Here is a 25498-nt window from a genome sequence, read left to right as displayed (position 1 = left end):
TTGGTGTACTTCTTGGCCACGCTCACCACCAGGCGCAGGTTGGCCGCCACCATCCGCTCCTTGGCGCGACGGCCAGCGTGCAGGCGCTTGCGCAGCATCGCCGGGGTGAGGCCCGCCTCGGCGGCGAGCAGCTCGGGGCTGGGCTCCTCGCCACCGGAGCGGAGGGTGAGTTCCTCGCGGATCTCCTCGAGGGCCATCAGCTCCTGCACCTGGCGGCCCAGGGTGATTTCCTGCTCATGGCTGAGCAGCGGCACCCGGCCGATGTCGCGCAGGTAGGAACGCAACGAATCGCCGGTGGAGACCAGCAAGGACGCGGAAGCAGCCGTGACGGTGATCGAAGGCATCGTCCCTTGTTACGAAACCATTTGGTTTCGTAAATCTACCATCACTTTGCGGACTCGCTCCGACCTGGAGTGGTCCGCAGAATGGGGGGATGGTTGCCGACCGCCTGCAGAAACTCGTGGCTGCCGCAGGGCTCTGCTCCCGCCGTGAGGCGGAGACGTGGCTGCGCGACGGCCGGGTGCGGGTCAACGGAGACCTGGCCCAGCTGGGCGACCGCGCCGATCCCAGCTGCGACCGCATCACTATCGACGGCCAGCCCCTGGAGCTGCCTCGCACCACCCTGACCCTGCTGCTCAACAAGCCCCCCGGGGTGCTCAGCACCTGCCACGATCCCCACGGCCGCCCCACCGTGCTCGAGCTGCTGCCGCCGCAGCGGCGCCGCGGCCTGCATCCGGTGGGCCGGCTCGATGCCGACAGCCGGGGCGCCCTGCTGCTCAGCAACGACGGCGACCTCACCCTGCGCCTCACCCATCCCCGCTACGGCCATCGCAAGACGTACCAGGTGTGGGTGGAGGGATGGCCGCCGCTGGCCACCCTGGAGCGCTGGCGGGCCGGCGTGCCCCTCGATGGCCTGCCCAGCCAGCCGGTGGAGCTGCATCGGCTGCGCCACCACCGCGGTGCCACCCTGCTGGAGCTGGTGCTGCGGGAGGGCCGCAACCGCCAGATCCGGCGCACGGCGGAGATCCTTGGCCACCCGGTGCTGGATCTGAGGCGGACCGCCGTCGGCCCGGTGGGGCTGGGTGATCTGCCCGAAGGATCGTGGCGTGAGGTCGAACCGGGAGAATGGGGCCCCCTGGCCGTCGCTCCCTGAGCCCCCCTTCCTTGCCCAAGTCGGTCCCGTCCCTGTTCCAGCGTCTGCGCGAAAGCCTGCCAGGCCAGCGCCGCAGCGTGGGGACCGTGGTGGAAGAGCGACGCCAGGATCCCCTGCTGCTCGCCGGCCAGCAGCTGCGCGAGGCCCGGGAGAGCCGTGGCATCGGCCTGCGCCAGCTGGCGCTCGACACCCGGATCAGCACCGCCGTGCTGGAGGCCCTGGAGCGGGGCTGGCGGGACCGGCTGCCGGAAGCGGCCTACCTGCGCACCATGCTTCCCCTGCTGGAACACCATCTGGAGCTGCCCGGGGGCGCTCTGGACGGGGTGCTGCCGCCGGAGCAGGAGCGGCGCAACGGGCGGCGGCGGGACACGGTGCTGCTGCGCTTCACCCCCGGCTCGATCGATGTCTTCACCACCTGGCAGGGCACGGTGCTTTACGCGCTGCTGTGCGCCGGCCTTCTCTATGGCCTCAACCTGCAGCAGCGCCAGCTGGCTGCCCAGGGCCTCAACGCCCTGCGCCCGATCCCGCCCCTGAGTGCCGCCCAGACCGACCAGGCGAACCTGGAGGATGCGGACCGGGCCATCCTGGGAGCCTACCCCGACCTCCGGCCCCTGGGCAAGGCCGCCGCCGGCCAGGGTCTGCAGCGGCTGCGGCGCGAAACCAGCCAGAACCGCCCCGATCTGGCCCTCGGCCTGCTGCGCCTGGAGCTGGCCAAGCCCACCCGGGTGTCGCTGCGCAGCGACCGGGGCGTGGAAACCCAGCTGCCGGCGGTGCAGGGCAGCCTGAGCCTGCCGGTGCTGCCCCCCTTCAGCCTGCGGCTCGAGCCGGCCCCGGCGGCCGGTGCGGTGCGCTGGAACGGCCAGCCCCTGGCGCCCGCCACCGCCGCCGGCCAGAGCCCCGACCCGATGGGCAGCCCAGCCCAGTTCCTCTACCCGCCCCCGGTCCCGGCCGCCGCTTCCCGCCCCCGCCCGTAGCGGGCCGCCATGACGCCGAAGCCCTGCAGGGGCCCCGCCAGCGCGGCCACAGGCTGAGCCAGTCGCCAGCTCCAGTTGCCGTCGATCGTGCCAGGGGTGTTGAAGCGGGCCTCGTCGCCGAGCTCCAGCAGGTCCTGCAGCGGCACCACGGCCAGCTCGGCCGGCGAGGCCAGGGCCAGCTCCAGCAGCTGCCAGCTCGGCGCCGGCACCTCACCCCCCACCACCGCCGCGACCCGTCCCCTGGCGTCGTCGTCGAGATCCCTCCACCATCCGAGGCTGGTGGCGTTGTCGTGGGTGCCGGTGTACACGACCCAGCGGCTGCCCTTGTAGTTCGCCGGCAGGTACGCGTTGTCGTCGTTGCCGTCGAAGGCGAACTGGAGGATCTTCATCCCGGGCAGCTCGAAACGATCGCGCAGGGCCTCCACCGCCGGAGTGATGACGCCCAGGTCTTCGGCGATCAGCGGCAACCGGTCGCCGGCCAGCAGCCGATTCTGACGGCGGCAGCGCGACCACAGGCGGTGCAGCAGGGCGCGGCCGGGGGAGGGGCGCCAGGTGCCGTGCTCGGCGGTGGTGTCGCCGCCCGGGACGCTCCAGTAGGCCTCCAGGGCCCGGAAGTGATCGAGGCGCAGCAGATCCATCAGCTCCAGCTGGCGCTGCAGCCGTTGCAGCCACCAGGCGAAGCCACTGAGGCGGTGGCCCCACCAGCGGTACACGGGGGTGCCCCACAGCTGGCCGGTGGCGGCGAAGTAGTCGGGCGGCACGCCGCTCTGCTCCACCAGGCTCCCATCGGAGCGCAGCGAGAAGAGGCGCCGGTGGCTCCAGACATCGGCGCTGTCGTGGGCCACGTAGAAGGGCAGGTCGCCCACCAGCCGCACCCCCTGGTCATGGGCGCGCTGCTGCAGGCGGCTCCACTGGCACTGGAGCTGCCACTGCAGCAGGGCCTCCTCCTGCAGGGCCCGGCTCTGGGCCTCGACCAGGGCCCGCAGGGCTGCAGGCTGGCGCCGTGCCAGGGGTGCTGGCCACTCCCACCAGGGCCGTCCCGCCTGCAGGCGGCGAATCACCATGAAGCGGCAGTGGTCGACCAGCCAGTAGCGCTGGCGCTGCTCCCAGCGAGCGAAGGCCTCCTGGCTCTGCTGGGGCTGGTCGGCCCAGCGGCGTCCCAGGGCCACGGCGATGGCCGCCGCCCGCTCCGCGGCAGCGGACGGATCGAGGCGATCGAGGGGCCCGGCGGGCAGGGCGTCCCGGTCGGCGGGGGTGATCAGCCCCTCGGCCACGAGATCGTCGGCATCAATCAGCCAGGGGTTCAGGGCTGAGCCACTGGGGGAGCTGTAGGGGGAGCCGGTGGCATCGGTGGGGGACAGGGGCAACAGTTGCCACACCCCCACCCCTTCGCTCGCCAGCAGGTCGATCCAGTCGCGGGCTGCGGCGCCGAAGCTGCCGCAGGCCGGTGAGCCCGGCAGGGCGGTCGGGTGCAGCAGCACACCGCAGGCCCGTGGATCGCCGCTCACGGTTGGGGCAGGCGGTAGCGGGCCACGATCTTGCGGGCGAAGGCGGGGATGTGGGCCTCCACCTTCTCCGGGTGGTGGCGCTGCAGCCAGAGGGCGTTGCGCGTGAAGTGGGAATCGATCGAGAAGCGGCCGTATTCGAGGCCCTTCGGCCCGAAGCGCTGCACGAACACGCCCACCAGTTCGGCGAGCCACATCGGCAGCTTCAGGGCCTTCTCGTAGGCGTCGATGCCCTGCTGCACCGCCTGGCGGCGGTCGCCGGTGCTGGTCACCGGCGCCAGGTCGAGCTCCGGCTCCACCAGATCGAGCAACTCCTGGCCGGTGGCATTGCGCACGGTGATCCACTGGCGGCCGAAGCCTGCCCCCATGTAGCCCACCACCAGATCGGCGCCGGCGTTGGTGTAATCGAAACAGCTCAGGCAGCTCGGCGCGAACACGTCCTTGAGGGCGGGGGTGTCGAGGCCGAAGAAGGGCACCGTTTCCTGGTGGCCGTCGCTGTGGCGGAAGTGGATGCGGAAGTCCTGCATGAACTCGTAGTGCACCACCGTGTCGGGGGAGCGGCTGGCGCTCTCCAGGAAGGTCTGCAGCCCCTGGCGGCTGACGTTATCAACGCAGGGCAGGCCGAGCACGTAGAGCTTCTGCAGGGGCAGGGTGGCCTGGACCGCTCGCAGGGCCTGGATCTGGCAGCCCACCCCGATGGCCAGCAGCCGTTCGATGCCGCTGCCCGGCAGTTGCTCAAGCACCTCCAGGTTGGGGGAGAGGGTGGGCTTGTTCACCCGGGCCGCCAGAACCTCTTCAGGGGTGCGGGCCAGCACCGGCACCGGCGTGAAGCGATCGTCCGGGCTCTGCTGCACGCACAGCACCGCATCCACCAGGCCCGTCTCCAGGGCCCGCACGCCGATGCGGCTGACGATGCCGGTCCACTGGGCCCCTTCGATCGGCTGGCGCAGGCGGGCGGTGACCATGCGCTGGTGCACGCCGAAATAGAGCTCGTCCTCGTCGTCGAGGCGGCGGCTGCGGCCGTGGGCCTGCTCCTCCATCGCCTCGAAACGCTGCTCCAGGAAGGCGCAGGCCCGGCGCACGTAGGCCACCCAGCGGCTGTCGCAGAGGCCGCAGTCGCTGCAGAGATCCTTGGCGGGTTTGGGGCTGCCCTTGGCCAGGGGTCGGGCTCGATCGTGCGGCGCCACGGAGGCCGGTGCCGGTGATGGAACGGTGGACAAGCTTTGGAGGGGCGCAGTGGCTCGACGCTCAAGCTATCCGTCGTCGCGCTTCCATGCCGCCGGCCCCCCGAAGGCGCCCGGGGCCGAGGAGGGCGCCGCCTGCGTCAGAGTGCCCCCAAGCACCCCTCCGTTTCGGCCCCGATGCCCGCCCGCCGGAAGACCCGCCGACCCGCCGAATCCCCGGCCCCCGGAACCCCCGCGGCGACATCCACCGTGGCGGCCCGGACCCCGAAGCGGCTCCTGCTGAACGGGCGGTTGCTGAAAAGCCTCGGCATCACCGCTGCCGGCGCCTTGGTGGGGATGGCCACCCTGGGGCTGCTCTGGCCGATGCCGGACCGGGCCCTGGCCCCCACGGCCGAGGTGGGCCCGGCCAGCCTGGCCGCCCCGCCGGCGCGGCCCATCACCGTGCTGGTGATCGGCAGCGACGGCGAGCGGATCGGCGCGCCGATCAACAAGGCCGCTCCCGCCGGCCCCGCCAACGCCGATGCCCTGCTGCTGGTGCGCATCAACCCGGAGGGTCCCCTGCAGGTGCTCAACCTGCCCACCGAAGTGGCGGTGTATCTGCCTGGGCAGAAGGGAGTGAAACGGCTGGGTGAGGCCTTCCGACTCGGGGGTGTGGCGCTCACCGCCGATGCGGTGCGGGAGCTGGTGGGGCTGCAGCCCCCCGCCCCCGACCGCTACCTGGTGCTCCCGCGGGGGGCGCTGAGGGATCTGGTCAACGGCCTGGGGGGGCTGGAACTCAGTCCGCCGCGGCGGATGAGCTACACCGATCAAACCCAGAAGCTGACCATCGACCTGCAGGCCGGGCTGCAGCAGCTGGGGGGCGCCAAGGTGGAGCAGCTGGTGCGCTTCCGTGACCCGTGGCTGGGTGACACCGGCCGCCGCAGCAACCAGCAGCTGGTGGCCAGCAGCCTCAGGGAACGGATGCTGCAGCCGGAGCGGCTGGCGAAGCTGCCGTTCCTGGTGAGCCAGCTGCAGCCGAAGGTGGAGACCAACCTCTCGCCGAGCGAGACCCTCAGCCTCCTGGCGGCCGGACTGGATGGCAGCAAGCCGGTGCAGTTCGCCAGCCTGCCGCTCAAACCCGCGGAGGAGAAACACAAGGGTCTGCGCCAGCTGGACCCCGGCGCGACACCGCCGCTCTGGAAGGAGCCCGCGGCCCCGTAGCGATACTGGGCACCAAGGCCATCACTCCCGAGCTGCTGGTGCCGAGCACGTTGCAGCACGACCTGCTGGGGTTGTTCGCCGTGGCCAAAAACTTCCCCGCCATCGGGCCGTTTCTCACCCTGAGCCAGGGGGTGCCGGAGCGGCATGTCCGGCGGGTGATCCGCATCACCACCGTCTCCAGCCTGCTGATCAGGGTGGGGCCAATGTCCTGGGCACGGCGGTGCTGCAGTTCTTCGGGATCAGCGTGAGTGCCTTTCAGATCGCCGGCGGCCTGCTCCTTTGCTTCAGCGGCCTGAGCATGCTCAATGCCACCGATCCGGGTGATTCGCACGCGAAGAACTTCGATGTGTCGCACATGCATGTGGGGCAGATGACCTCCTCGGCGATCGTGCCGATCTCCCTGCCCCCCACCACCGGCGCCGGCACGATGTCGACGATCACGGTGTAGGCCGAAGGGGCCCACAGCTTCAACCACCGCATCGAACTGTTCGCGGCGATCTGGGCGATGGCGATCCTGATCGGCCTCATGTTCACCTTCGCCACCCGCCTCACCCAGCTGCTCGGCTATGTCGGCATGACGGTGCTGATCAAGGTGATGGGCCTCTTCACCCTGGCGATCGGGGTGCAGTTCATCGCCACCGGCGCCAGCACCCTCCTCAGCAGGGTGACGCTGAAGATCTGAGGGTGGTTGTGTCGCATCCGCCCGGCGTCCCACCCTTGCCAGCCTGGGGACTGCCGCCGGCTCGCCGTGATCCCTCCCCAGAAGCAGACGACCGGCATGCTCGGCCATCCGGCGTGCCGGCGGTGTGGCAGGCCTGGGAGGGGGAGGCGGTGGTGCCGGCGGGCACCAGCCTGCTGATGAACGCCACCAACCTTGTCTGCGCGCCGTAGCTGGAGCCGGTACCCGTCCGCTGGGACACGCTGGATCCGGCCTGCGTGGTGGTGGATGTGATCACCAACCCCCGCATCACCCCGTTCCTGGCCACGGCCCGCAGCCACGGCTGGCCATGCAGATCTTCGAGCAGTGGACCGGCGTGACTCCCGAGGAGGCGGTGTTCCAGCGCGCCGTGTCCGAGGCCCTCGGGGAGTGAGCCCGGAGCCCTTACGTTGGCGGACGTCGTTTTCGGCATCCCCATGCCCCGGGTTGTCTCTCTCGCCGCTCTTGCTGCCCTCGGCCTCCTGGCCAGCTGCGGCCGCCCCGATGGCCGGGCCCTGCAGACGATCGCCTGCCAGCAGGTGGCCAGCACCATCGACCTCCAGTCGGCTGGCCAGATCGATGCCCTGCGCAAGGCCCTCGGCCTGGCACCGGGCGTCGATCCGATCGGCACCTGCCGCGCCCTCGGCGTCACCATGGATCCCGGCGCCCCCGGGGCGGGCACCCCAGCGGCGGACAATGGCGGCGGGGCCGAAGAGGGCGGGAACGGCGAGGCGGAAGGCAGCGAGTGAGGGCCATGGGCCTGGCCGTGCCCGCCGCAGCACCTCGCTAGGCCGCCTGCAGCACCCGCCAGCGGCCCCGCAGCACCTGTTGCAGCGCCGCCATCGCCTCGTCGTTCTCCTCGCCGCTCTCCGGCAGCCAGCCCAGCCAGGGCAGGCCGTCGCGGCGGCGCAGCGCCGGCTGCCAGTCGCTGCCCACCTGCACAAGCCCGGCCAGGGGCACCCGCCAGCGCTCCAGCAGGGCGGCGCCGGCCGCCGGCAGCCCCGTGTCCATCTGCTCGCCCCGCACCACCAGCAGGCAGGGCTGGCGCCAGGCCCCAAGGGCTTCGGCCCAGCTGCCGCCCCGCTCCAGCGGCAGGCCCGGATCGAGGGGCAGGGCAGCCAGCCACGGGCCCGGGGCTGCCGTCAGGGCCGCCAGGCCGGCATCGGGATCCTCGGCGCCGGTCAGCTGACGCAGGGGCACGGCTTCGGCGGCGGCCAGCCGCGCCGCCACCGCCGCCAGGCCCTCCAGCTCCTGGCGCCGCCCCAGGCCCAACAGCAGCAGGCCATCGCAGCGATCCGTTTCGGTCCCTGAAACCGACATGGTTGTTTGCACTGTCTGGGCCGGCTCGCTTCTACCATCGTGCTGCGAAGCAACGCCGCCTGCGCCCTTGTCCACTTTCTCGACCGCTGAACGGGTGGAGCAGAGCGGGCAGCCGCCCCTCACCAGCCACGACCCTCGCCGGTTGCGGTTGTTCTGCGGCAATTCCAACCCCGGCCTGGCGCACGAGATCGCCGCCTACCTCGGTGTGCCCGACGGCCCGAGGGTGATCAAGCGCTTCGCTGATGGCGAGCTCTACATCCAGATCCAGGAGTCGATCCGCGGCTGCGACGTCTTTCTGATCCAGCCCACCTGTGCTCCGGTGAACGATCACCTGATGGAGCTGCTGATCATGGTGGATGCCTGCCGCCGGGCCTCGGCGCGCCAGATCACGGCCGTCATCCCCTACTACGGCTACGCCCGCGCCGACCGCAAGACGGCTGGACGGGAATCGATCACGGCCAAGCTGGTGGCCAACCTGCTGGTCAAGTCCGGCGTCGAGCGGGTGCTGGCCATGGACCTGCACTCTTCCCAGATCCAGGGCTACTTCGACATCCCCTGCGACCACATCTACGGCTCACCGGTCCTGGTCGACTACCTCTCCACCCGGGACCTGGGCGAAGTAGTGGTGGTGTCCCCCGACGTGGGCGGTGTGGCCCGGGCCCGGGCCTTCGCCAAGCAGATGAAGGATGCGCCCCTGGCGATCATCGACAAGCGCCGCTCCGGCCACAACGTGGCCGAAAGCCTCACCGTGATCGGCGATGTGGTTGGCAAGACGGCGATCCTGATCGACGACATGATCGACACCGGCGGCACCATCTTCCAGGGCGCCCAGTTGCTTCGCTCCCGGGGGGCGGCACGGGTGCTGGCCTGCGCCACCCACGCCGTCTTCTCCCCCCCCGCCGTCGAGCGTCTTTCCACCCCCGGCCTGTTCGAGGAGGTGGTGGTGACCAACAGCATCCCCCTGCCCCCCGATCTGCACTTCCCCCAGCTGCGGGTGCTCTCGATCGCCAACATGCTGGGGGAAACGATCTGGCGGATCCACCAGGAGAGCTCGGTCAGCTCGATGTTCCGCTGAGCGGCACCACCATGCCCGCCTCTCCACCGCCTGTTTCGCGGGTGCCGCTCAAGCACTTCGCCCATCTCAAGCGCCTCCTGCCGGTGCCGCTCACCGTGCTCGTCACGGCCCTGCTGGCCCTGACGGTGGGCGCCCCCCGGCCGGCCGACGCCCAAAGCCGCCTGCCGAAGGGGTTCGAGCGCCGCGTGGGGGTCTGGCTCACCAACAGCCCCAGCCCCCTCTACTACAACGCCAACCGCATCGAGACCGCCGTGGCGCAGCTCGACGCCGCCGGCTTCAACACCCTCTACCCCAACGTCTGGAGCCGGGGGGCCACCTTCCACCGCAGCCGCTGGGCGCCGATGGAGCCGGCCCTGGCCAAGGCCAACCCTGGCCTCGACCCGATCTGCCGCTTCACCAAGGCCGCCCATCGCCGCGGCATGCAGGTGATCCCCTGGTTCGAGTACGGCCTGATGGAGCCAGGCGATGCCGAGGTCGTGCAGCGCAACCCTGAGTGGGTGCTCCGCCGCGCCGATGGCAGTGCCCTCTACGCCATGCACGGCGCCAACCTGAAAACCTCGCCGCTCAAGGACCTGCGGGTGTGGCTGAACCCGGCCCACCCAGGGGTGCGCGCCCGCTTCATCGGTCTGATCAAGGAGATCGTCCAGCGCTGCGGCGTGGACGGTATCCAGCTCGATGACCACTTCGCCTGGCCGGTGGAACTGGGCTACGACCCCTACACCCGCGCCCTTTATCTCGCAGACACCGGCCGGGAGCCGCCCGCCAACTTCAATGACCGCTACTGGATGAAGTGGCGCCGCCAGCAGCTCACCGCCCTGCTGCGGGAACTGCGGGCCACCATGCAGGAGGTGGGCGGCCCGCGGCGCACGGTGATCAGCCTCTCGCCGGGGCCGTTCCGCTTCGCCTACAACCACTGGCTGCAGGACTGGGAGCTCTGGGCCCTGGGCGAGTTGGTCGACGACCTGATCGTGCAGAACTACGCCTATTCGGTGAAGGGCTTCGCCCGCGATCTCGACCAGCCGGCGCTGGTCAAGGCCCGCCGCTGGGGCATGCCTGTGGAGATCGGCATCCTTTCCGGCTTCGGTGGCCGCACCCCCGACATGGCCACCCTGGAGCAGAAGGTTCGCCTCTCCGCCGCCCGGGGCCACGGCGTGATCTTTTTCTACTGGGAGGGGCTCTGGGGCCAGTACGCCGGCCCGGAGGGGGCCGCCGTCCGGCAGGCCGCTTTCCGCCGCCTCAACCGCGAGGTGTTCGGCGGCCGTTAGACGTCTGACGCCCCAAGAGCAGCATCCGATCTCTTCAAAGACACCCCTGCCCTGGAAGCCTCAGCAGATCTGCTCTTGAAATGAACCCGGAAACCATTCTGTTTGACGACAATCCGGTTGGGGGTCACACCAAGCTCACAGATGCTTGATGGGTCAAAGGAGGGAGTTGCTACGTAGAAGCTCGGTTGCAGAACGTCGATTCAGAGGAGGAGAAAAGATATAGCCTTGCCCCAGCTGACAATGAATGGATTGCAAAAAGGTGAGCTGACTGGTCGACTCCACGCCTTCGGCGACAACCGTGATTTGCAGATTCAAAGCAAGACTCACGATGGCTTTGACAATTTCACGTTTGTAGGTGTCTGTCTCCAAGGATGTGATGAATGTCCGATCAATCTTTAGGCAGCTGATTGGGAATCGATGGAGATAGTTCAGTGACGAATAGCGCGTGCCAAAGTCATCCAAGCACACTTGGATCCCCCTGTCCCGAAGCTGCTCTAAAATCTGAGCTGCAAACTCAGCATTGTTAATCAAGACGCCTTCTGTGATTTCAATCTTCAGTTTGGAGCCACTGATGCCAGTGTCTTGCAGCACTTGATCAATGCGAGAGATCAGTTCCCCATTGGAGAAGTGTATTCCTGAGAGGTTGACACTGACTTTCAGATGGGAAAGCTCTGGAAACTCCTGTTGCCAAAGCTGCATCTGCTGCACAGCTTGACTCATCACCCAGAGATCAATGTCTGCGATCAGGCCTGCTTCTTCAGCAACAGGGATAAACTCACCGGGCTCAATCATTCCCCTGTCAGGATGCTGCCAGCGTATGAGCGCTTCAAAGCCTAAGATCTGACGACTGTCAAGATTGATGATGGGTTGATAATGCACACGGAATTCATCCCGATCGATCGCCCGTTGTAGGTCACTCTCAAGGTGAAGTTGCTGAACAGCGACCACATGCATGGACGAATCGAAGATCTCATAGCCAGCCCGGCCTGCTCTTTTGGCGTGATACATGGCAATATCCGCATCCCGCAACATCTGATCTGAAGAGGTATAGCGTTCGGAGTCGAGAGTGATACCGATGCTGGTGGTGATAAAGATCTCCTGACCGCCCAGCACGATGGGCTGCTTCAATTGCTGATGAATTCTCAGCGTTACATCAATGGCTTCACTGGGACTCTTGAGATCCTCCAGCAGAATGACAAATTCATCGCCACCTAACCGTGCAATCGTGTCGCCCCTCCTGACGGAGACCTGGAGATGTTCAGCGACTTTCTGTAGCAGTTGGTCACCAGTGCCATGCCCTAGGCTGTCGTTGACGACCTTGAAGCGATCGAGATCAAGAAACAGAACGGCAAAGCGATGACTGTTCGCCCAAGAGGATTTATCATAACGTCGTTTTGCCAATTGCAATGCATGCTCAAGGCGGTCAATGAACAGGATCCTGTTCGGTAAACCTGTCAAGGCGTCGTGGAAGGCGTCATGGCGCAGTCTCGCTTCAATGCGCTCTCGTTCGGCAATTTCTCGTTGTGCTTGCTCATACAACCTGGCTTGATGGATGGCGATCGCACACTGATCAGAAATGGTTTTGACGATTGCCACTTCATCCTCCGTCCACACACGCGATTGATCGCACTGTTGCAAGCAGATCCCTCCCAAATAGGTGTTCTGATAGATCAGTGGCATCAACATCGTGGAGCGCACGCCATCAGCAATCGCCTGTTGATGCAGGGCTTCTGGCAGCTCGCCCATCTCGTGCATAAAAACGGAATGGCTCTTAATTAAGGATTCCTGATAGTAATTAAAGAGATCAGAACTGAGGCCAAGGATGTCAGAATGTTGCTCTGTACTCCTGTTCAGATAAGCAATAATTACCTTGCTGTCCTCTTCGCAGTCAGGCTGAAAGATACAACATCGACTGACTTCGAGAATGTCATGGAGTTGATCCACAGTTGTCTGCAGCACATTCTCAATAATCAGTGTTTCACGCATCGCTTGTACGATCTTATTCACCATGGCTTCACGCCTGGCTTGGCGGTGAATCTGGCTGATGGCCTGTTGTTGTTGCCTTCGCAGCTCAAATTCCTCCAATGCTCGTGCCACGACCATGGGAAGCCGAAATAGACGATCCTTGAGTACGTAGTCAGTCATGCCAGCCTTGATGAATTCAACGGCGGCTTCCTCTCCAAGGCTTCCAGTGACAAGGATAAATGGAATTTCTTGACCGGATTCTTTCAAAATATCAAATGCCTGTGCCCCATTAAACTGGGCTAAGCTGTAGTCGGAAAGAACAACGTCATAGCGGTCAATTGACAAGTAGTGCTCTGCCTCGGTTGATGACACCGCATTGTCATATCGAAAGGATATATGATCGGCTTCCAATGTCAAGACAATGAGTTCAACATCTTCCGCAACATCCTCAACAATCAGGATATTCAAAAGACGATCTGTAATCCCATAACCATCCCCTGCTTGGCGCTGTGAGGAGAGATCCATGTCAATTTGTTGCTAATGATCTCATGCAGGAGTCTCAGGCGCTCTGATAATGAAACCCTGTCTTTGGGATCTTGGTTGATCAGGTTGTCAGTCTATGGAAAGATGCAATGACTACTGTCCTGACGTGCTTCTCACCTACTCTCATTCAAACACCTCCTGTACGACCCCTTCTGCCTTTGGATTGATTGGCCCAAGGGGCCAGTCAATCCTTTGAGGGGGGGGTGGTATGTTGGGGCCATCAGTCAATCCATTATAACGGTTTTCCTGTCGCCCTGCTCTTCCCCCGTTTAATGCAGGGGCCTAGATGTTAGTGAACTGCTCCGACAAGCGATACAGCTCAGGGGGCGTGATGGAGCTCACAAGGTTTGAGTTACCTGATTTAGCATCATCCAGTAACAACCGACCTGCCGAGAGACGTCCATAAACTGATTGAAACCAAGTGGTTTAACGACATAGCTGTTGACACCAAGCTGATAGCAAGCTTTGAGGTCCTGATTCTCAGATGAAGAGGTCATCACAACAACGACCAAGTCTCGAGTCCTTGGTTCGTTTCGGATTCTTTCCAGGACCTTAATACCATCAATCTTGGGAAGCTTCAGATCCAGCAGGGTCAGTCGTGGCAGATCTCTTACCGGAAGCCCTGAAGAGGAGAGTTCATGCAGGTAATTCAGAGCCTGTTCTCCATCGGTAGCGACGTCAATCTGGTTCACGACCTTATGGTTTTCCAAAGCCAGCTTGATCAACTCGACGTCGTTGGGGTCGTCTTCCACTAGCAGTATTTTGGCGGGATCAATCCTTTCAAGTGGCATTTTCAGAATCAGACTCTTCTTGAAGCCTATCTTGCCATGGCCATCCACTAGTCGGATAGTGATCCTCTGCTGATCGGGTGATCCCTTCTGAAGGGGTCTTCAGTGTGAAGTAGAAGCTGGCACCATGGTCGGGCTGGCCCTCGGCCCAGATGGTTCCGCCATGGCGATGGATGATCCGTTGGACGATGGTAAGCCCAATCCCGGTTCCCTCAAACTCAGACTGAGAGTGCAGCCGTTGGAAAGCTCCAAATAATTTGTCTGCATACTGCATCTGAAATCCGACCCCGTTATCCCGTATAAATATCGTGTGATCTAGCAGGGTACCAATCTGAACTTCCGGACTCACCAGATGGGAGCTGAATTTGACTGAATTGCTGATCAGGTTGGTAAAGACCTGTTGCAAAAGGATGGCATCCCCTTGCACGATAGGCAATGGGCCTATCGCAAAGGTAACACTGCGGGCACGCTGTGAATGCTCCTGGGTCAGCGCGATGGCCTGGTCCACCAAGACTCGCAGGTCCACGGGTTGGTACTCCATCGGTTTGCGACCCATGCGAGAGAGGGACAGCAAACCGTCAATCAACTGGCCCATCTTCTGACTGCTGGCCTCAACCACCTGCAGATAGTGCGCGACTTTGGGGTCGTCGAGAGCCCGTGAGCCCTCCAGCCTTTGCTTGAGGGCATTGACGAAACCATTGACATGCCGAAGTGGTGCCCTCAGGTCATGAGAGACAGAATAGGAAAATGATTCGAGCTCCCGGTTACTCGCTTCCAACTGAAGTGTACGCCGACTTAACTCGGCTGTACGCTGCTCAACAAGTGTTTCGAGATTGCGGTTGAGTTGCTCTAATTTGTATGTTGCCTGAGCCCGCTCCAATTCGGCGGCTGCTCGACAGGCAAAAACATTAAGCAGCATCTCCGCATGCGCCGGATCCTGAAGCGGACCCTTGTCGAGGATGCAGAGACTCCCGATCACCTGACCGCTGGAACCAAGCAACGCAATCCCCAGGTAGCTCTCCGCCTGCATCTCAGTGAGGTCAGTGTCCTCCGGGAAGTGTTGTTGAACAGCATTGGACACGTGAAATATCTTCTCTCTCAATGTGTAGACGCAGGGAGTCTTCGCGGGATGGTAATGAAGGGCAGGCTGCAGCGACCCGTTCGCCCAGAACGCCAGACTATGTAATTCACTGTTCACAAGTTCAGTGACAAGGGCATAGGAGACATTCAGCGCCTTTGCGATATGACTCACGAGTGTTGGGAAAAAATCCTGCCCCGTCACGGCAGCGGTGGCTTCCACCAGACTCTGGAGCTGCTGCTCTGCCGCCTTGCGTTCGGTGATGTCCTGACCGAGCCCAAGACGGCGTCCATCAGAGAGGCGTATGTGGGCCCATGTTGTATCCATTACTCGGCCGTTGCGGACTAAAGTCTTGAAATCTCTCCAGCTTGAATCAGCGGCCATCATATGTTCAACAACCTGACGATAGTCTTCCGGATCTGGATAGCAGGCACGCAGCCCATCGATGGTTTTGTATTCTTCCATTCTCCATCCAGTCAAGGTCTCCATCCCGCGATTCACCATCAGTACTTCATCATTGCCTGAGTAGAGCATCACCATCGCCGGGAGGTGATCAATGATGGTCTGCAACAGTTCTTTTTGCCGCTGCAGCTGCTCCTGCTGGTGTCGTCGATCTGTAATATCCTGTGCAAAGGAGAGCACTGACTGAAGGTTGCCCGAGTTATCAAATAGCGCTGATGAGTGCCACTCACAGCTGATGATGATCCCGTTTTTCCTGTAATTCCGATTCTCGAAACGACAGCTCTTGGTGAGTCCTTTTCTCAGAGCGGCCAATTGTTTCGCGACCCAGGCGGCATCCTCTTCATGGACAAATTGCCAGCGAGGAATGTCCATACTCTGAACTTCGGCCTCACTCCAGCCAAAGATGTTCTCCGCCTGCTTGGACCATCGCCTGACTCTGCCATTTCGATCCCACTCGATGATGCCTAGGAGTGATGTATCAAAGTGGTTGTCAAGGGCTTTCATGGATATGCTGAGTTCCTCTTCGATCCGTCTACGATCGGAAATATCCCTTGTCACAATAATGACGCTGTCTTCGGTCATTGGCGAAATACTTGCAGTGTGCCAGACTTCTTGCCCTTCAATCTCTAGCGAGTAGTCAATATGGATGGTCTTTTGGGCGGCCAAGGCCGCCTGAATGCCTTCGAGCACGGAGTCTGCCTGCGCCTCTGGAATGCTTTCATGGAGCGTCTTACCCAGTAACTCTTCTGCGGGTGTGTAGAGAACTGCATTGGTCGGAGCGACTATCAGGCAGCGTCCTTCTCGATCTCTGACTGCCACTCCATCGGTCATGGCCGCAAACAGTGCCCGGAATTCAGCTTCCGAGTGCTGAAAGGGCTGTTCCGTAGCCTTCCTTTGGATTGCTGTCGCCAGAATGTTGGCGATAGCCTGCAGGAAGTTGACATCATCCTTGGAGAAAATGCGCCGCTTTCGGGAGTGAGCAGCAAGGACGCCGAACGGTTGACTCTTGCCAGGGATGACCACGCTCAGGCCGCTCTGCACCAGATGCTCCCGCTGCAGGCTCGATGCGTTGAAGCGAAGATCTGCCGCCAGATCCTCCACGATCACGGTTTGATTCTTCAGCAGGGAGTAGCCACTCTGGGTGCAGGGATCAAGGCTCATGATCACCTGACCCACCAGACCTGGTCGCCACCCAAAACCCGCCTTGAGCCTGAGATCTGTCCCGTTTGGCAGTTGTTCGAGAATCATGCCGTATTCGAGGTCAAGGCTTTCAGCCACCAATGACACCGCTCTGTCCATGACCACGGCCAGATTCGTTTCTGCGACCGCCAATTGCCCAAGCTGAGCCACAGCATCCTGCTGACGTGCATGGATCAGAAGTGATTCTTGAAAGAGTTTCCTTTCTGTGATGTCCCGGGAGAGCCCTACCAGCTCAACCACATTGCCTTCACGATCGAAGATGGGGGCTTTGATGGTGTGAAAGTAGCGAATGGTTCCATCGGCCCGTTGGTGGGGCTCCTCCAGTCGTTCGATCGGTTGGCCGGTTTGGAACACTTCCAGGTCGTCCTGTCGATACTGATTTGTATTCTCTGGATTTAATGAAACGTTCTTCTGTCCCTTCAGATTCTCCGAGGTGATGCCGAAATAATGCCGGGTTGCCTGGTTGGCATACATCACTCTTGAATGACTGTCCTTACAGAACACCATGTCCTGAACTGAATTGAGAATCTGCTCCTGGTGATGCACGCTCTCCTGCAGTACCAGTTCGGAGTTCTTCCGGTCGGTGATGTCCAGCAGCGTTCCAACAAAACTGACTGGCCGGCGAGCTATCCCCTGTCCCTCGAATTCGGCCCTGCCATTGGCCAACACCCAGCGTTCCGAGCCGTCATTCCACTGGAGCCGATAGTCAATTTCATAGATTTCTTCAGGGTCTGGCTTCATGGCCTTCTCCACAGCCGTTGCGACCCGATCCCGATCCTCCGGATGCACCCGCTCCAGCACTTTGCCTATCGGAAGAGGAAGATCGTCCTGCGGTTCCCCCCAGATCTCTCGCAGCCGCTTGTCCATCTCGACGTGTTTGGTGTCGATCTGGATCCGCCAGGCTCCCAGGCGCCCGACCTGCATGGCCGAGCGTTCCCAGCCTTCCCTTTCCCGCGGCGCCCCTTCGACCTTTTTTCGATCGCTGATATCGGTGATCACGCCAATGAGCTGCCGCCCTGCGAGGACACTGTCCTGTGACAGTTTTCCCCACATGGCCACCCAGCGGATGTCCAGCCCCGGCCGGCAGAGGCGACACTCGATGGCCAAGGCTTCGCCGCCTTCCTGGGTTCTGGTCACGGCTTGATGGAACCGATCGCGGTCGTCGGGATGGATCAGTGTCAGCAGCGTGTCTTGATCGCCCGGCAGCCCTTCCGCCGGCAGCCCCAGAATCGATCCAGCCCGGTCCGACCACTCCAGCTTGCCCGTGGTCAGGTCTTCACCCCAGGTGCCCATCTGAGCGGCGTCCAAGGCCAGTTGCAGGCGCAATCTCTCGGCCTGGAGGGCCGCCTCAGCCCGTTCCCGGTCGTCGATGTCCGTGTGCATGCCGGTTACCAGAAGCGGCTGCCCTTGGGGTCTCCAACCCACGCCATCGGCGTGAACCCGCCGATCCCATGACTCCAGATCGGTGTCGACCGCGTGTTCTGCGTTTCCCTGCGTGGCCTTTCTCCGTCGGCAAACGGTGATCTGGTTGGTCTGTATTCTCCCTTCCGACACACCATGGCCGTTGTCGGCGAGCAGTGCTGCTGTCGCTTGCCTTGTTCACGTTCTTCCCGTTTCCCAGACCCGCAAGCTTTTGCCGTTCTCTCCATGGCGAACAGGCAGGCTTGGACGGATGTTACCAAGAAAATGAAGATTGCTCGCTTCGCGCCTGTCCGTCCAGCACAAGCCGGTGCGGCCAAGGCTTCTAGGTGGAGCTCACGTCGGTGCCGTTGAGGCACTGGCTCACCACCTCGCGGGTGTTGGTGGAGAGTTCGGCCGCCGCCAACTGGTCGAGGGCCTCCCGCATCCGCTCCCGCCGGTCGGGTCCGTAGCTCTGCCAGCGGCTGAACACCTTGGCCAGGCGCGAGGCCGTGATCGGATTGCGCTGGTCCAGGGCGGCGATCTGGTCGGCCATGAAGCGGTAGCCGCTGCCGTCGGCGGCGTGGAACACCGGCGGGTTGCCCGCCAGTCCTCCCAGCACCGCCCGCACCGAATTGGGCGCCGCTGGATCGAAGCGGGGATGGTCGAGCAGCCGCTGCACCCGCGCCAGGCCATCGGCAAAGGGGGCTGAGGCTTCCAGGGCGAACCAGGAATCGAGGATCACCGGCTTCTGCTCCCAGCGGGCATAGAAGGCCTCCATCGCCTCCTGGCGGGCGGCGATCGGGTGATCCTGCAGCGCCCGCAGGCCCGCCCGGGCCAGGGTCATCGAGGGGCCATCGACGGCCGAGCGGGCGGCAGCGATCACCGCCGCGTCGCCGGCGGCCACCCGCCAGTTCCAGATCGAGCCCGTCAGCATCCGATCGCCCACCCCCTCCGGCCAGGCCAAAGACCACTGATCGCTGCAGCGTTGCAGGGCCCGCTGCAGCGGTTCTGCCAGGGCCTCTCCGAAGCGGCCGCGCAGGGCCTGCAGCGCGGCGAACAGGGCCGGGGGATCGGGCTGCGGCGCGGCATCCTCCAGTTCGGCCAGACCCGGCAGGGCCAGCAGCACGCTGCGGCTGGCCTCCGACAGGGAGGGATCGGCCAGGATCCGCTCGAAGGCGGCGATCAGGGACTCCTCCAGGCCCCCATCCACCCGGCCGGCGGCCCGGCGCAGCACGGCTCGGCGCAGCAGCAGCTGGCCCGCGTCCCAGCGGGCGAAGGGGTCGCTGTCGGCGGCCAGCAGGTGCACCAGCTCGCTGCTGGGCCGCCCCAGCTCCACCCGCACCGGCGCCGAGAACTGGCGCAGCAGGGAGAGGGCCGGCGGCGGCGACTGGGCCGGCAGCCCCTCGAAGCGGAAGACCTGCTCCTCCCGGTCGATCAGCAGCAGGCGCGTCCCAGCCCCCCAGCGCCGCGGCAGCAGCGGGGCGGCGCCGTGATCGGGGTCTTCGGCCACCAGCCGCATCGGCAGGGGTTGGCCGGCCTGGCTCACCAGCCCCACGGCCAGTGGGATCACCAGGGGCTGCTTGTGGGGCTGGCCGGGGGTGGCGGGGGTGGACTGGCGCACGAACAGCTCCAGGGTCCCGGCCGCCTTGTTCCAGCGGCGCCGGACGTGCAGCACCGGGGTGCCCGCCTGGTGGTACCAGCGCCGGAACTGGGAGAAGTCGAAGGGTGGCAGGCGGCAGCTGTCGTCCACTTCGCCAGCGGCGTCCTGCATCGCCTGGACGAAGTCTTCGCAGGTGGCGGCGGTGCCGTCGTGGCGCTCCACATACAGCGCCATGCCCCGCTGGAAGGTTTCCTCCCCAAGCAGGGTGTGCAGCACCCGGATCACCTCGGATCCCTTCTCATAGATCGTGGTGGTATAGAAATTGTCGATCGCCTGGTACTGATCCGGCTGCACCGGATGGGCCGTCGGCCCCGCATCCTCCCGGAACTGGGTGTTGCGCAGCATCGCCACGTTCTCGATCCGGTTGAGCGCATGGCCATGCAGATCGGCCGAGAAGCTCTGATCCCGGAAAACGGTGAGTCCCTCCTTCAGCGACAGCTGGAACCAGTCGCGGCAGGTGATGCGGTTGCCCGTCCAGTTATGGAAGTACTCATGGGCGATCACACTCTCGATCCGCTCCAGCTCACCGTCGGTGGCCGTGGCGGCGTCGGCCAGCACCAGCTTGGAGTTGAAGATGTTGAGGCTCTTGTTCTCCATCGCGCCCATGTTGAAGTGGCGCACGGCGACGATGTTGTACTCGTCGAGGTCATACGCCAGCCCATAGACGCGCTCGTCCCACTCCATCGCCCGCTTCAGGGACGCCATGGCGTGGGCGGTGAAGGGGGCATCGCCCGGCTCCACGTGCAGGCGCAGCTGCACCGTGCGGCCGTCAGCCGTCACAAACGTGTCGCGCACCTCCTCCAGCCGGCCCGCCACCAGGGCGAACAGATAGGAGGGCTTGGGGAAGGGGTCGTCCCAGACGGCGTAATGCCGGGCTTCCCCGTCGGGTCCGGGCGGCAGGTCGCCGCTCTCGAGGCTGTTGCCGTTGGAGAGCAGCACCGGGCAGCTGTCCCGGTCGGCCTCGATCCGCACCCGGAAGCGGCTGAGCAGGTCGGGGCGATCCGGGTGGTAGGTGATGCGGCGGAAGCCCTCCGCCTCGCACTGGGTGGTGACCATCCCGCCGCTCACGTAGAGCCCCTCGAGGCTGGTGTTGGCCCGCGGATCAAGCCAAACCTTGCTGGTGATCATGAACGGTCGCCGGGGCGGCTGCAGCACCAGCAGGCGGTCCCCCTCCAGCTGGATGGCGTCGGCGGGCAGGGGAACGCCGTCGAGCTCGAGGGAACGCAGCTCGAGATCCACGCCTTTCAGCTCCAGCGGCGCAAGGCTCCCCTCCGGCTCGGCTCCAGGTCCGGGGAGGAACGCCAGGCGCGCCTCCACCAAGGCATGGTCAGCGAAGAGGCGCACCGTGAGATCGGTGCGCTCCAGCAGATAGGGCGCCGGCCGGTAGTCGGCGAGGTGCACAACGGCCATCAGCGGTTTACTTGGGGGCTGGCTTGGCGGCGCCCTGCTGCTTGATGGCGTCCTGAACCTTCTTCATGACATCGGCCGGCACCTCCTTGGGGCAGATCTCAGCGGCGCCGAGCACGGCAGAGTTGATGGCGCCGCGGCGCAGTTCCTCGATGCTGAGGGCCTTGGTGCCCACCTGCTGGATTTCACCCTTGTGCTGGCCGAGGATCAGCTGGGCGATGGTTTCACCGGCGATGCCCACCGATTTCTCGAAGTCGATGCCGGCGGCGCGGGAGATGCAGACGTTGACGGCGCCGATGCGGGTGTAGAGGCCCATCTCAGCGGGGGTGGCAGGGGCCGCGTGGGCCGCCACCGGTGCCAGCAGCAACGGCATGGCCACCAGGGGTGCCACCAGCAGCGGCCGGGTGCGGCGGAGCAGGAGAGACAAAGGGGTAGGAATCCGTGAACTCCCATCGTGATGCATCGCAGCAGCCGCCATACCCGCCACGGAGTCCGCTCCGCGAGGCGGCCCTGCGGCCGGGGTCCCGGCGCCGACAGCGCTTAACCGATCGGTTCTCCGGCGGCCTCCAGCCGGATCTCGTGATGCAGCTCCACCAGTTCGAGGCTGCCGTGGCGCCAGGTGTGGATCGAGCGGGAGCGGTAGTTGTCTCCATCCACCAGGCGGATCTGCTCGAGCACCTCCCAGTCGTCGTAGTGGGACTGGAACGCCATGGTGTGCTCATCGATCTGGCGGATCTGACTGACAGTGGGCGCCCCCGCCAGGTAACCGCAGCTGCGCCGCAGCTGGTGGCCACAAAGCCAGGCCTCCATCGTGCCCTCTGGCCTGTAGTCGGGCTTGGTTTCGAAGAAGGGCTGATTCCCCTCCGCCCACCAGGTGAAGCGGTAGCCCTCATCCCCGTCCACCAATTCGCCGTGGACCTCGATGCGCAGGTTCATGTCGACCTTCAGGACCTCATCGCCCTCGGTGAAGAAGTAGGTGCGGCGCGACCGCCACAGCCCCAGGTTGCGGGCAAACCAGCGCCGCAGGCTGGTGTCGAGGCGGATGCGGCTCTGGACGGGAATCCCCCTGGCAAGTCCCGGCTGACTTGGTGTGGTCATGGCTGGCCCACCCCGGCACAGACTGTCGATCCCCGAAGTCCTAGCGAGGTTGACGGGGTTGTGCCCAGAACCCCATAAGGTTGGGTGCATTGACGCATGCCTGCCGTTGCCGGTCTTGGGGGAGTCCGAGTTCCCGTCGTCGGCGGTGGCAGCGGCCACCACCGACGCCAGCGTTGCCGGCGTTGAGGCCCAGAAACCGCTGAAGCTGCTGCTGGTGGCAGCCCGCCATCACATGGCGTCCGCCGACCTGCGGGCCCTGCTGGCCTTCCTGAACTCCGAGGAGTGCACCTGCAAGGTGTCGCTGCAGGTGGCCGATCCGGCCGACCATCCCGAGCTGCTCGAACTGCACCGGCTGGTGGCCACACCGGCCCTGATCAAACTCGATCTGCCGAAGCAGGTCTTCGCCGGCAACACCCTGGCGGAGCAGCTGCGCACCTGGTTGCCCCGCTGGCAGCAGATGGAGGTGGTCACCAGCCTGGGTCTCAGCCTGCGGCCAGCGGAGATCGACGGCAGCCGCAGCCAGCGGGAGGTGCAGCTCGAGGACCAGCTGCTGGTGCTGCGGCAGGAGAACGAGACCCTGATCGAACGGCTCGGGGTCCAGGAGCGGCTGCTGCGCATGGTGGCCCATGAGCTGCGCACCCCCCTCACCGCCGCCAAGCTGGCCCTGCAGAGCCACGCCCTGGGCCAGATCGACGAGAGCCGCTTCCGCGATGTGCTTAACCGCCGGCTGGATGACATCGAGGCCCTCTCCAGGGACCTGCTGGAGGTGGGCACCACCCGCTGGGAGGCCCTGTTCAATCCCCAGCGCCTCGACCTGAGCCAGGTGGCGGCTGAAGCCATCCTGGAACTGGAGAAGCTCTGGCTGGGTCGGGGGCTGCGGCTGGTCACCGACATCCCCGCCGACCTGCCCGATGTCCATGCCGACCAGCGGCGCATGCGGCAGGTGATGCTCAATCTGCTGGAGAACGCCCTGAAGTTCACCCCCGACGGCGGCAAGGTGAGCCTCAGCCTCATGCACCGCACCAGCCAGTGGGTGCAGGTGAGCATCTGCGACAGCGGCCCGGGCATTCCCCGCCAGGAGCAGCACCGCATCTTCCAGGACCGGGTGCGGCTGCCCCAGACCTCCGGCACCACCTCCGGCTTCGGTGTGGGGCTGTCCGTGTGCCGTCGCATCGCCGAGGTGCACGGGGGCCGCATCTGGGTGGTGTCTGAACCCGGGGAGGGCGCCTGTTTCAACTTCACGGTGCCGGTCTGGACCGGCCAGAGCTCTCCCGAGCCCGATCGCGCCGCCAGCGACCTTTCTTGACGAAGGGTCCCTCCGGCCCGTAGCGTCCAGCACATCAGCCCGGTGGCAAGCCGGCTGTGGCCTCGCCCCCATCGTCTAGAGGCCTAGGACACCTCCCTTTCACGGAGGCGACAGGGGTTCGAATCCCCTTGGGGGTATCCATCGGTTCCGGGCCTGAGGCGACAACGCTTTGGCCCGAGTTCCTCTTCAAGCTTTGTCAAGGCTGCGCTGCCGAGGCGCTCAGACGCTGAAAAGATGGCGAGCCGCCGAGGGCGTCAGCCGGCTTCGAAGCGTCGTTGGGCTTCCCGCTGCACGCCCCGCAGGTTGCTGGCCAGGTCCTCCTTGAGGCGCTGCTCGATCAGACCGATCGGCATGCCCGGTTTGCCCTGGACGGTGAGGTCGTAGAGGAGCCAGGTGCTGGTGTCGTCGATGCCCACTTGCCATAGGCCCTGGAAGCAGCGGAAATCGCCCTCCAGCATGCGGAAGGCGAGGCGGCCCTGGTCAGGCTCTTCATTGAGCTCCAGCTGCACGCGGGCACTGAAGCGCAGGCCACAGAACTGCTGGGTGCCCACCTGCTCGAGGGCCACCTGGTTGCCGCGGCGCCAGAGCTGGCGGGAACTTGCCAGGTTGGGGATGAAGCTGTCGAGGTGGTCGTAGTCGGTGAGCACCGACCAGATCCACTCGGGGGCGAGGCTGAGCCGCAACTGAACCGCCAGACGGCGGGTGCCGTGCGGGAGCCGCTCCATCTCCTGCTGGATCGTGTCGAGGGCACAACAGGCCTCTCTGGCGACCATGGCCTCGGGGGACGGGAGGGTCACGGGGCTGGGAAACAACGCCAGGGGCTGGGCCAAGACGGATCGGAGCTCGCTCGGGGCTTGGGGGAGGGTGGCAGCGGACGGCACCGGCATCGGTGCGTTGGAACACAAACTAGCCCGTGTTTCCGCTTTCCGGTCAAAGACGGCAGCCCGAGGGGGCGTGAGGCGAGTTCTCTATGATCGGCCCGATTTTCGGCACCGTCGCCCGCATGCGCGTTTCCACCGGCAAGGCCACCCAGTCCGACGGCCGCATGTTCACGGTTGTCGTCGAAGGCTTCGGCGTCGGTCTGCAGCGGCGGGCGGAACGCCGTCTCACCGTGCCCTTCAGCCAATTGCAGCGGCTGATGCAGACCATCGCCCTTCAGGGTGGTCGGATTCGGGCCATCAACACTGAGGAGGTCCCGGTCGGGTCCAAACCCCAGGCCCCCGACACCGAAGCCGCCACCGAAGCCGCTGCTCCCGCCCCGGCCGCCCCCCCCACCCCCGCAAAGAAAGCCCCCGTGAGCCACGCCGACGTTCCGGTCAACCTCTACAAACCCAAGGATCCCTTCATCGGTACGGTTACTGGCAACTACAGCCTCCTGGCCGAGGGGGCCATCGGCCGGGTGAACCACATCACCTTCGACCTTTCCGAAGGCAACCTGCACTACGTCGAGGGCCAGAGCATCGGCATCATCCCCGATGGCGAGGATGCCAACGGCAAACCCCACAAGCTGCGCCTCTATTCGATCGCCAGCACCCGCCACGGCGACAACTGCGAGGGCGGCACGGTCTCTCTCTGCGTCCGCCAGCTCCAGTACGAGAAGGACGGCAGCACCATCAACGGCGTCTGCTCCACCTTCCTGTGCGACATCGAACCGGGCGCCAAGGTGAAGATCACCGGCCCGGTGGGCAAGGAAATGCTTCTGCCCCCCGATGAGGACGCCAACGTGATCATGCTGGCGACCGGCACAGGCATCGCCCCGATGAGGGCCTACCTGCGCCGCATGTTCGAGCCGTCCGAGCGCGCCAAGAACCCCGAGTACCAGTTCCGCGGCAAGGCCTGGCTGATCATGGGCGTCCCCAAGACCCCCAACCTGTTGTACGAAGACGACTTCCAGCGCTATCTGGCCGAGTACCCGGAGAACTTCCGCTACACCAAGGCGATCAGCCGTGAGCAGCAGAACCCCAGTGGCGGCCGGATGTACATCCAGGACCGTGTCACCGAGCACGCCGATGAGATCTTCTCACTGATCGAGGACCCCAAGACCCACGTGTACATGTGTGGTCTGCGCGGCATGGAGCCTGGCATCGACGAGGCCATGACCGCCGCCGCCGCCGCCAAGGACCTGAACTGGAGCGAGCTGCGGCCCCAGCTCAAGAAGGCCGACCGCTGGCACGTCGAGACCTACTGAGTCCGGCGGTGACCCAGCCGCTTACCTCC

The 25498-nt window shown here is 64.7% G+C and carries 21 protein-coding genes, 1 tRNA gene and 1 pseudogene; 12 read left to right on the top strand and 11 right to left on the bottom strand.

The annotated features are described in order from the left end of the window. The coding region (locus KUG43_RS09235; RefSeq protein WP_286194584.1) for a sigma-70 factor domain-containing protein at positions 1-344 on the bottom strand (344 nt) is incomplete at its 3' end. An 89-nt stretch (positions 345-433) separates the two neighbouring features. Here KUG43_RS09235 and KUG43_RS09230 point away from each other — a divergent pair. Together KUG43_RS09230 and KUG43_RS09225 are read left to right on the top strand one after the other, a co-directional pair. Then, positions 434-1153, top strand: coding sequence for a pseudouridine synthase (locus KUG43_RS09230; RefSeq protein ID WP_216908339.1), 720 nt, complete (start codon positions 434-436; stop codon positions 1151-1153). Positions 1154-1164: 11 nt separating this feature from the next. Then, positions 1165-2127: a helix-turn-helix domain-containing protein gene (locus KUG43_RS09225; protein WP_286194583.1), complete on the top strand. Its 963-nt coding sequence runs from the start codon at positions 1165-1167 to the stop codon at positions 2125-2127. On the opposite strand, the gene malQ is transcribed toward KUG43_RS09225, so the two are convergent. Next, entirely contained in the window at positions 2082-3635 is a 1554-nt protein-coding gene (gene malQ / locus KUG43_RS09220) for a 4-alpha-glucanotransferase (protein ID WP_216908335.1), read from the bottom strand. The two genes, KUG43_RS09225 and malQ, sit on opposite strands and share 46 nt — an antisense overlap. Then, entirely contained in the window at positions 3632-4819 is a 1188-nt protein-coding gene (locus tag KUG43_RS09215; RefSeq protein WP_216908333.1) for a Coenzyme F420 hydrogenase/dehydrogenase, beta subunit C-terminal domain, read from the bottom strand. The genes malQ and KUG43_RS09215 overlap by 4 nt, the downstream gene beginning before the upstream one ends. Positions 4820-4993: 174 nt before the next feature. Between KUG43_RS09215 and KUG43_RS09210 the strand changes: the two genes are divergently transcribed. From KUG43_RS09210 to KUG43_RS09185, 5 genes and pseudogenes are all read left to right on the top strand, one after another. Beyond that, positions 4994-6016 carry an LCP family protein gene (locus KUG43_RS09210; RefSeq protein WP_216908331.1) on the top strand — a complete coding sequence of 341 codons (1023 nt, stop codon included), beginning with the start codon at positions 4994-4996 and terminating at the stop codon, positions 6014-6016. Positions 6017-6054: 38 nt separating this feature from the next. Next, positions 6055-6264, top strand: coding sequence for a hypothetical protein (locus tag KUG43_RS09205; RefSeq protein ID WP_216908329.1), 210 nt, complete (start codon positions 6055-6057; stop codon positions 6262-6264). Next, positions 6237-6698: pseudogene (locus KUG43_RS17050) on the top strand (MarC family protein). Before KUG43_RS09205 ends, KUG43_RS17050 begins: the two are co-directional and overlap by 28 nt. 35 nt (positions 6699-6733) lie before the next feature. Further along, a complete protein-coding gene (locus KUG43_RS09190) occupies positions 6734-6907 on the top strand; it encodes a hypothetical protein (RefSeq protein ID WP_216908325.1) in 174 nt (57 codons plus the stop codon). A 216-nt stretch (positions 6908-7123) separates the two neighbouring features. Next, complete coding sequence (locus KUG43_RS09185; protein WP_216908323.1) at positions 7124-7462, top strand: hypothetical protein; 339 nt, start codon at positions 7124-7126, stop codon at positions 7460-7462. A gap of 37 nt (positions 7463-7499) precedes the next feature. On the opposite strand, the gene KUG43_RS09180 is transcribed toward KUG43_RS09185, so the two are convergent. Beyond that, a complete protein-coding gene (locus KUG43_RS09180; RefSeq protein WP_216908321.1) occupies positions 7500-8033 on the bottom strand; it encodes a hypothetical protein in 534 nt (177 codons plus the stop codon). Positions 8034-8100: 67 nt separating this feature from the next. Between KUG43_RS09180 and KUG43_RS09175 the strand changes: the two genes are divergently transcribed. Next, a complete protein-coding gene (locus tag KUG43_RS09175) occupies positions 8101-9108 on the top strand; it encodes a ribose-phosphate pyrophosphokinase (RefSeq protein ID WP_216908319.1) in 1008 nt (335 codons plus the stop codon). 11 nt (positions 9109-9119) lie between these two features. Next, a complete protein-coding gene (locus KUG43_RS09170; protein WP_216908317.1) occupies positions 9120-10373 on the top strand; it encodes a glycoside hydrolase family 10-like protein in 1254 nt (417 codons plus the stop codon). A gap of 153 nt (positions 10374-10526) precedes the next feature. Here KUG43_RS09170 and KUG43_RS09165 read toward each other — a convergent pair whose 3' ends face one another. From KUG43_RS09165 to KUG43_RS09140, 6 genes are all read right to left on the bottom strand, one after another. Next, positions 10527-12863, bottom strand: a complete 2337-nt coding sequence (locus tag KUG43_RS09165) for an EAL domain-containing protein (protein ID WP_216908315.1) — start codon at positions 12861-12863, stop codon at positions 10527-10529. 356 nt (positions 12864-13219) lie between these two features. After that, positions 13220-13672, bottom strand: coding sequence for a response regulator (locus KUG43_RS09160; RefSeq protein ID WP_216908313.1), 453 nt, complete (start codon positions 13670-13672; stop codon positions 13220-13222). Continuing rightward, positions 13662-17792: a PAS domain S-box protein gene (locus tag KUG43_RS09155; RefSeq protein WP_216908311.1), complete on the bottom strand. Its 4131-nt coding sequence runs from the start codon at positions 17790-17792 to the stop codon at positions 13662-13664. The genes KUG43_RS09160 and KUG43_RS09155 overlap by 11 nt, the downstream gene beginning before the upstream one ends. Before the next feature lie 361 nt (positions 17793-18153). Next, complete coding sequence (pepN, locus tag KUG43_RS09150; protein ID WP_216908309.1) at positions 18154-20880, bottom strand: aminopeptidase N; 2727 nt, start codon at positions 20878-20880, stop codon at positions 18154-18156. Between the two features lie 7 nt (positions 20881-20887). Further along, entirely contained in the window at positions 20888-21304 is a 417-nt protein-coding gene (locus KUG43_RS09145) for a DUF8650 domain-containing protein (protein WP_286194581.1), read from the bottom strand. A gap of 113 nt (positions 21305-21417) precedes the next feature. Beyond that, the gene (locus KUG43_RS09140; RefSeq protein ID WP_216908307.1) at positions 21418-21975 is read right to left on the bottom strand and encodes a hypothetical protein; all 558 of its coding nucleotides are present in this window, start codon (positions 21973-21975) and stop codon (positions 21418-21420) included. A 232-nt stretch (positions 21976-22207) separates the two neighbouring features. Here KUG43_RS09140 and KUG43_RS09135 point away from each other — a divergent pair, with 232 nt between their 5' ends. Together KUG43_RS09135 and KUG43_RS09130 are read left to right on the top strand one after the other, a co-directional pair. Next, on the top strand, positions 22208-23281 hold the full coding sequence (locus KUG43_RS09135) for a histidine kinase (RefSeq protein WP_286194592.1): 1074 nt from the start codon (positions 22208-22210) through the stop codon (positions 23279-23281). A 64-nt stretch (positions 23282-23345) separates the two neighbouring features. Continuing rightward, positions 23346-23418, top strand: a tRNA-Glu gene (locus KUG43_RS09130). A 117-nt stretch (positions 23419-23535) separates the two neighbouring features. Here the strand turns inward: KUG43_RS09130 and KUG43_RS09125 are convergent. Beyond that, the gene (locus KUG43_RS09125) at positions 23536-24054 is read right to left on the bottom strand and encodes an SRPBCC family protein (RefSeq protein WP_216908353.1); all 519 of its coding nucleotides are present in this window, start codon (positions 24052-24054) and stop codon (positions 23536-23538) included. A gap of 230 nt (positions 24055-24284) precedes the next feature. On the opposite strand from KUG43_RS09125, the gene petH reads away from it, so the two are divergent. Next, the gene (gene petH, locus KUG43_RS09120; RefSeq protein WP_216908351.1) at positions 24285-25469 is read left to right on the top strand and encodes a ferredoxin--NADP reductase; all 1185 of its coding nucleotides are present in this window, start codon (positions 24285-24287) and stop codon (positions 25467-25469) included. The last annotated feature ends 29 nt before the right edge of the window (positions 25470-25498 follow it).

The organism is Synechococcus sp. CCY 0621 (genome assembly GCF_019038465.1).
Lineage (GTDB): Bacteria > Cyanobacteriota > Cyanobacteriia > PCC-6307 > Cyanobiaceae > Cyanobium.
This window is presented reverse-complemented; position numbering and strand designations above follow the sequence as displayed.

Excerpts from the sequence above, each read along its gene's own strand:
- KUG43_RS09170 (WP_216908317.1), top strand. The coding sequence starts at position 9,120 with ATGCCCGCCTCTCCACCGCCTGTTTCGCGGGTGCCGCTCAAGCACTTC.
- KUG43_RS09210 (WP_216908331.1), top strand. The coding sequence starts at position 4,994 with ATGCCCGCCCGCCGGAAGACCCGCCGACCCGCCGAATCCCCGGCCCCC.
- pepN (WP_216908309.1), bottom strand. The coding sequence starts at position 20,880 with ATGGCCGTTGTGCACCTCGCCGACTACCGGCCGGCGCCCTATCTGCTG.
- petH (WP_216908351.1), top strand. The coding sequence starts at position 24,285 with ATGCGCGTTTCCACCGGCAAGGCCACCCAGTCCGACGGCCGCATGTTC.
- KUG43_RS09180 (WP_216908321.1), bottom strand. The coding sequence starts at position 8,033 with ATGTCGGTTTCAGGGACCGAAACGGATCGCTGCGATGGCCTGCTGCTG.
- KUG43_RS09140 (WP_216908307.1), bottom strand. The coding sequence starts at position 21,975 with ATGACCACACCAAGTCAGCCGGGACTTGCCAGGGGGATTCCCGTCCAG.
- KUG43_RS09230 (WP_216908339.1), top strand. The coding sequence starts at position 434 with ATGGTTGCCGACCGCCTGCAGAAACTCGTGGCTGCCGCAGGGCTCTGC.
- KUG43_RS09165 (WP_216908315.1), bottom strand. The coding sequence starts at position 12,863 with ATGGATCTCTCCTCACAGCGCCAAGCAGGGGATGGTTATGGGATTACA.
- KUG43_RS09155 (WP_216908311.1), bottom strand. The coding sequence starts at position 17,792 with ATGCACACGGACATCGACGACCGGGAACGGGCTGAGGCGGCCCTCCAG.
- KUG43_RS09135 (WP_286194592.1), top strand. The coding sequence starts at position 22,208 with ATGGCGTCCGCCGACCTGCGGGCCCTGCTGGCCTTCCTGAACTCCGAG.
- KUG43_RS09125 (WP_216908353.1), bottom strand. The coding sequence starts at position 24,054 with ATGGTCGCCAGAGAGGCCTGTTGTGCCCTCGACACGATCCAGCAGGAG.
- KUG43_RS09160 (WP_216908313.1), bottom strand. The coding sequence starts at position 13,672 with ATGCCACTTGAAAGGATTGATCCCGCCAAAATACTGCTAGTGGAAGAC.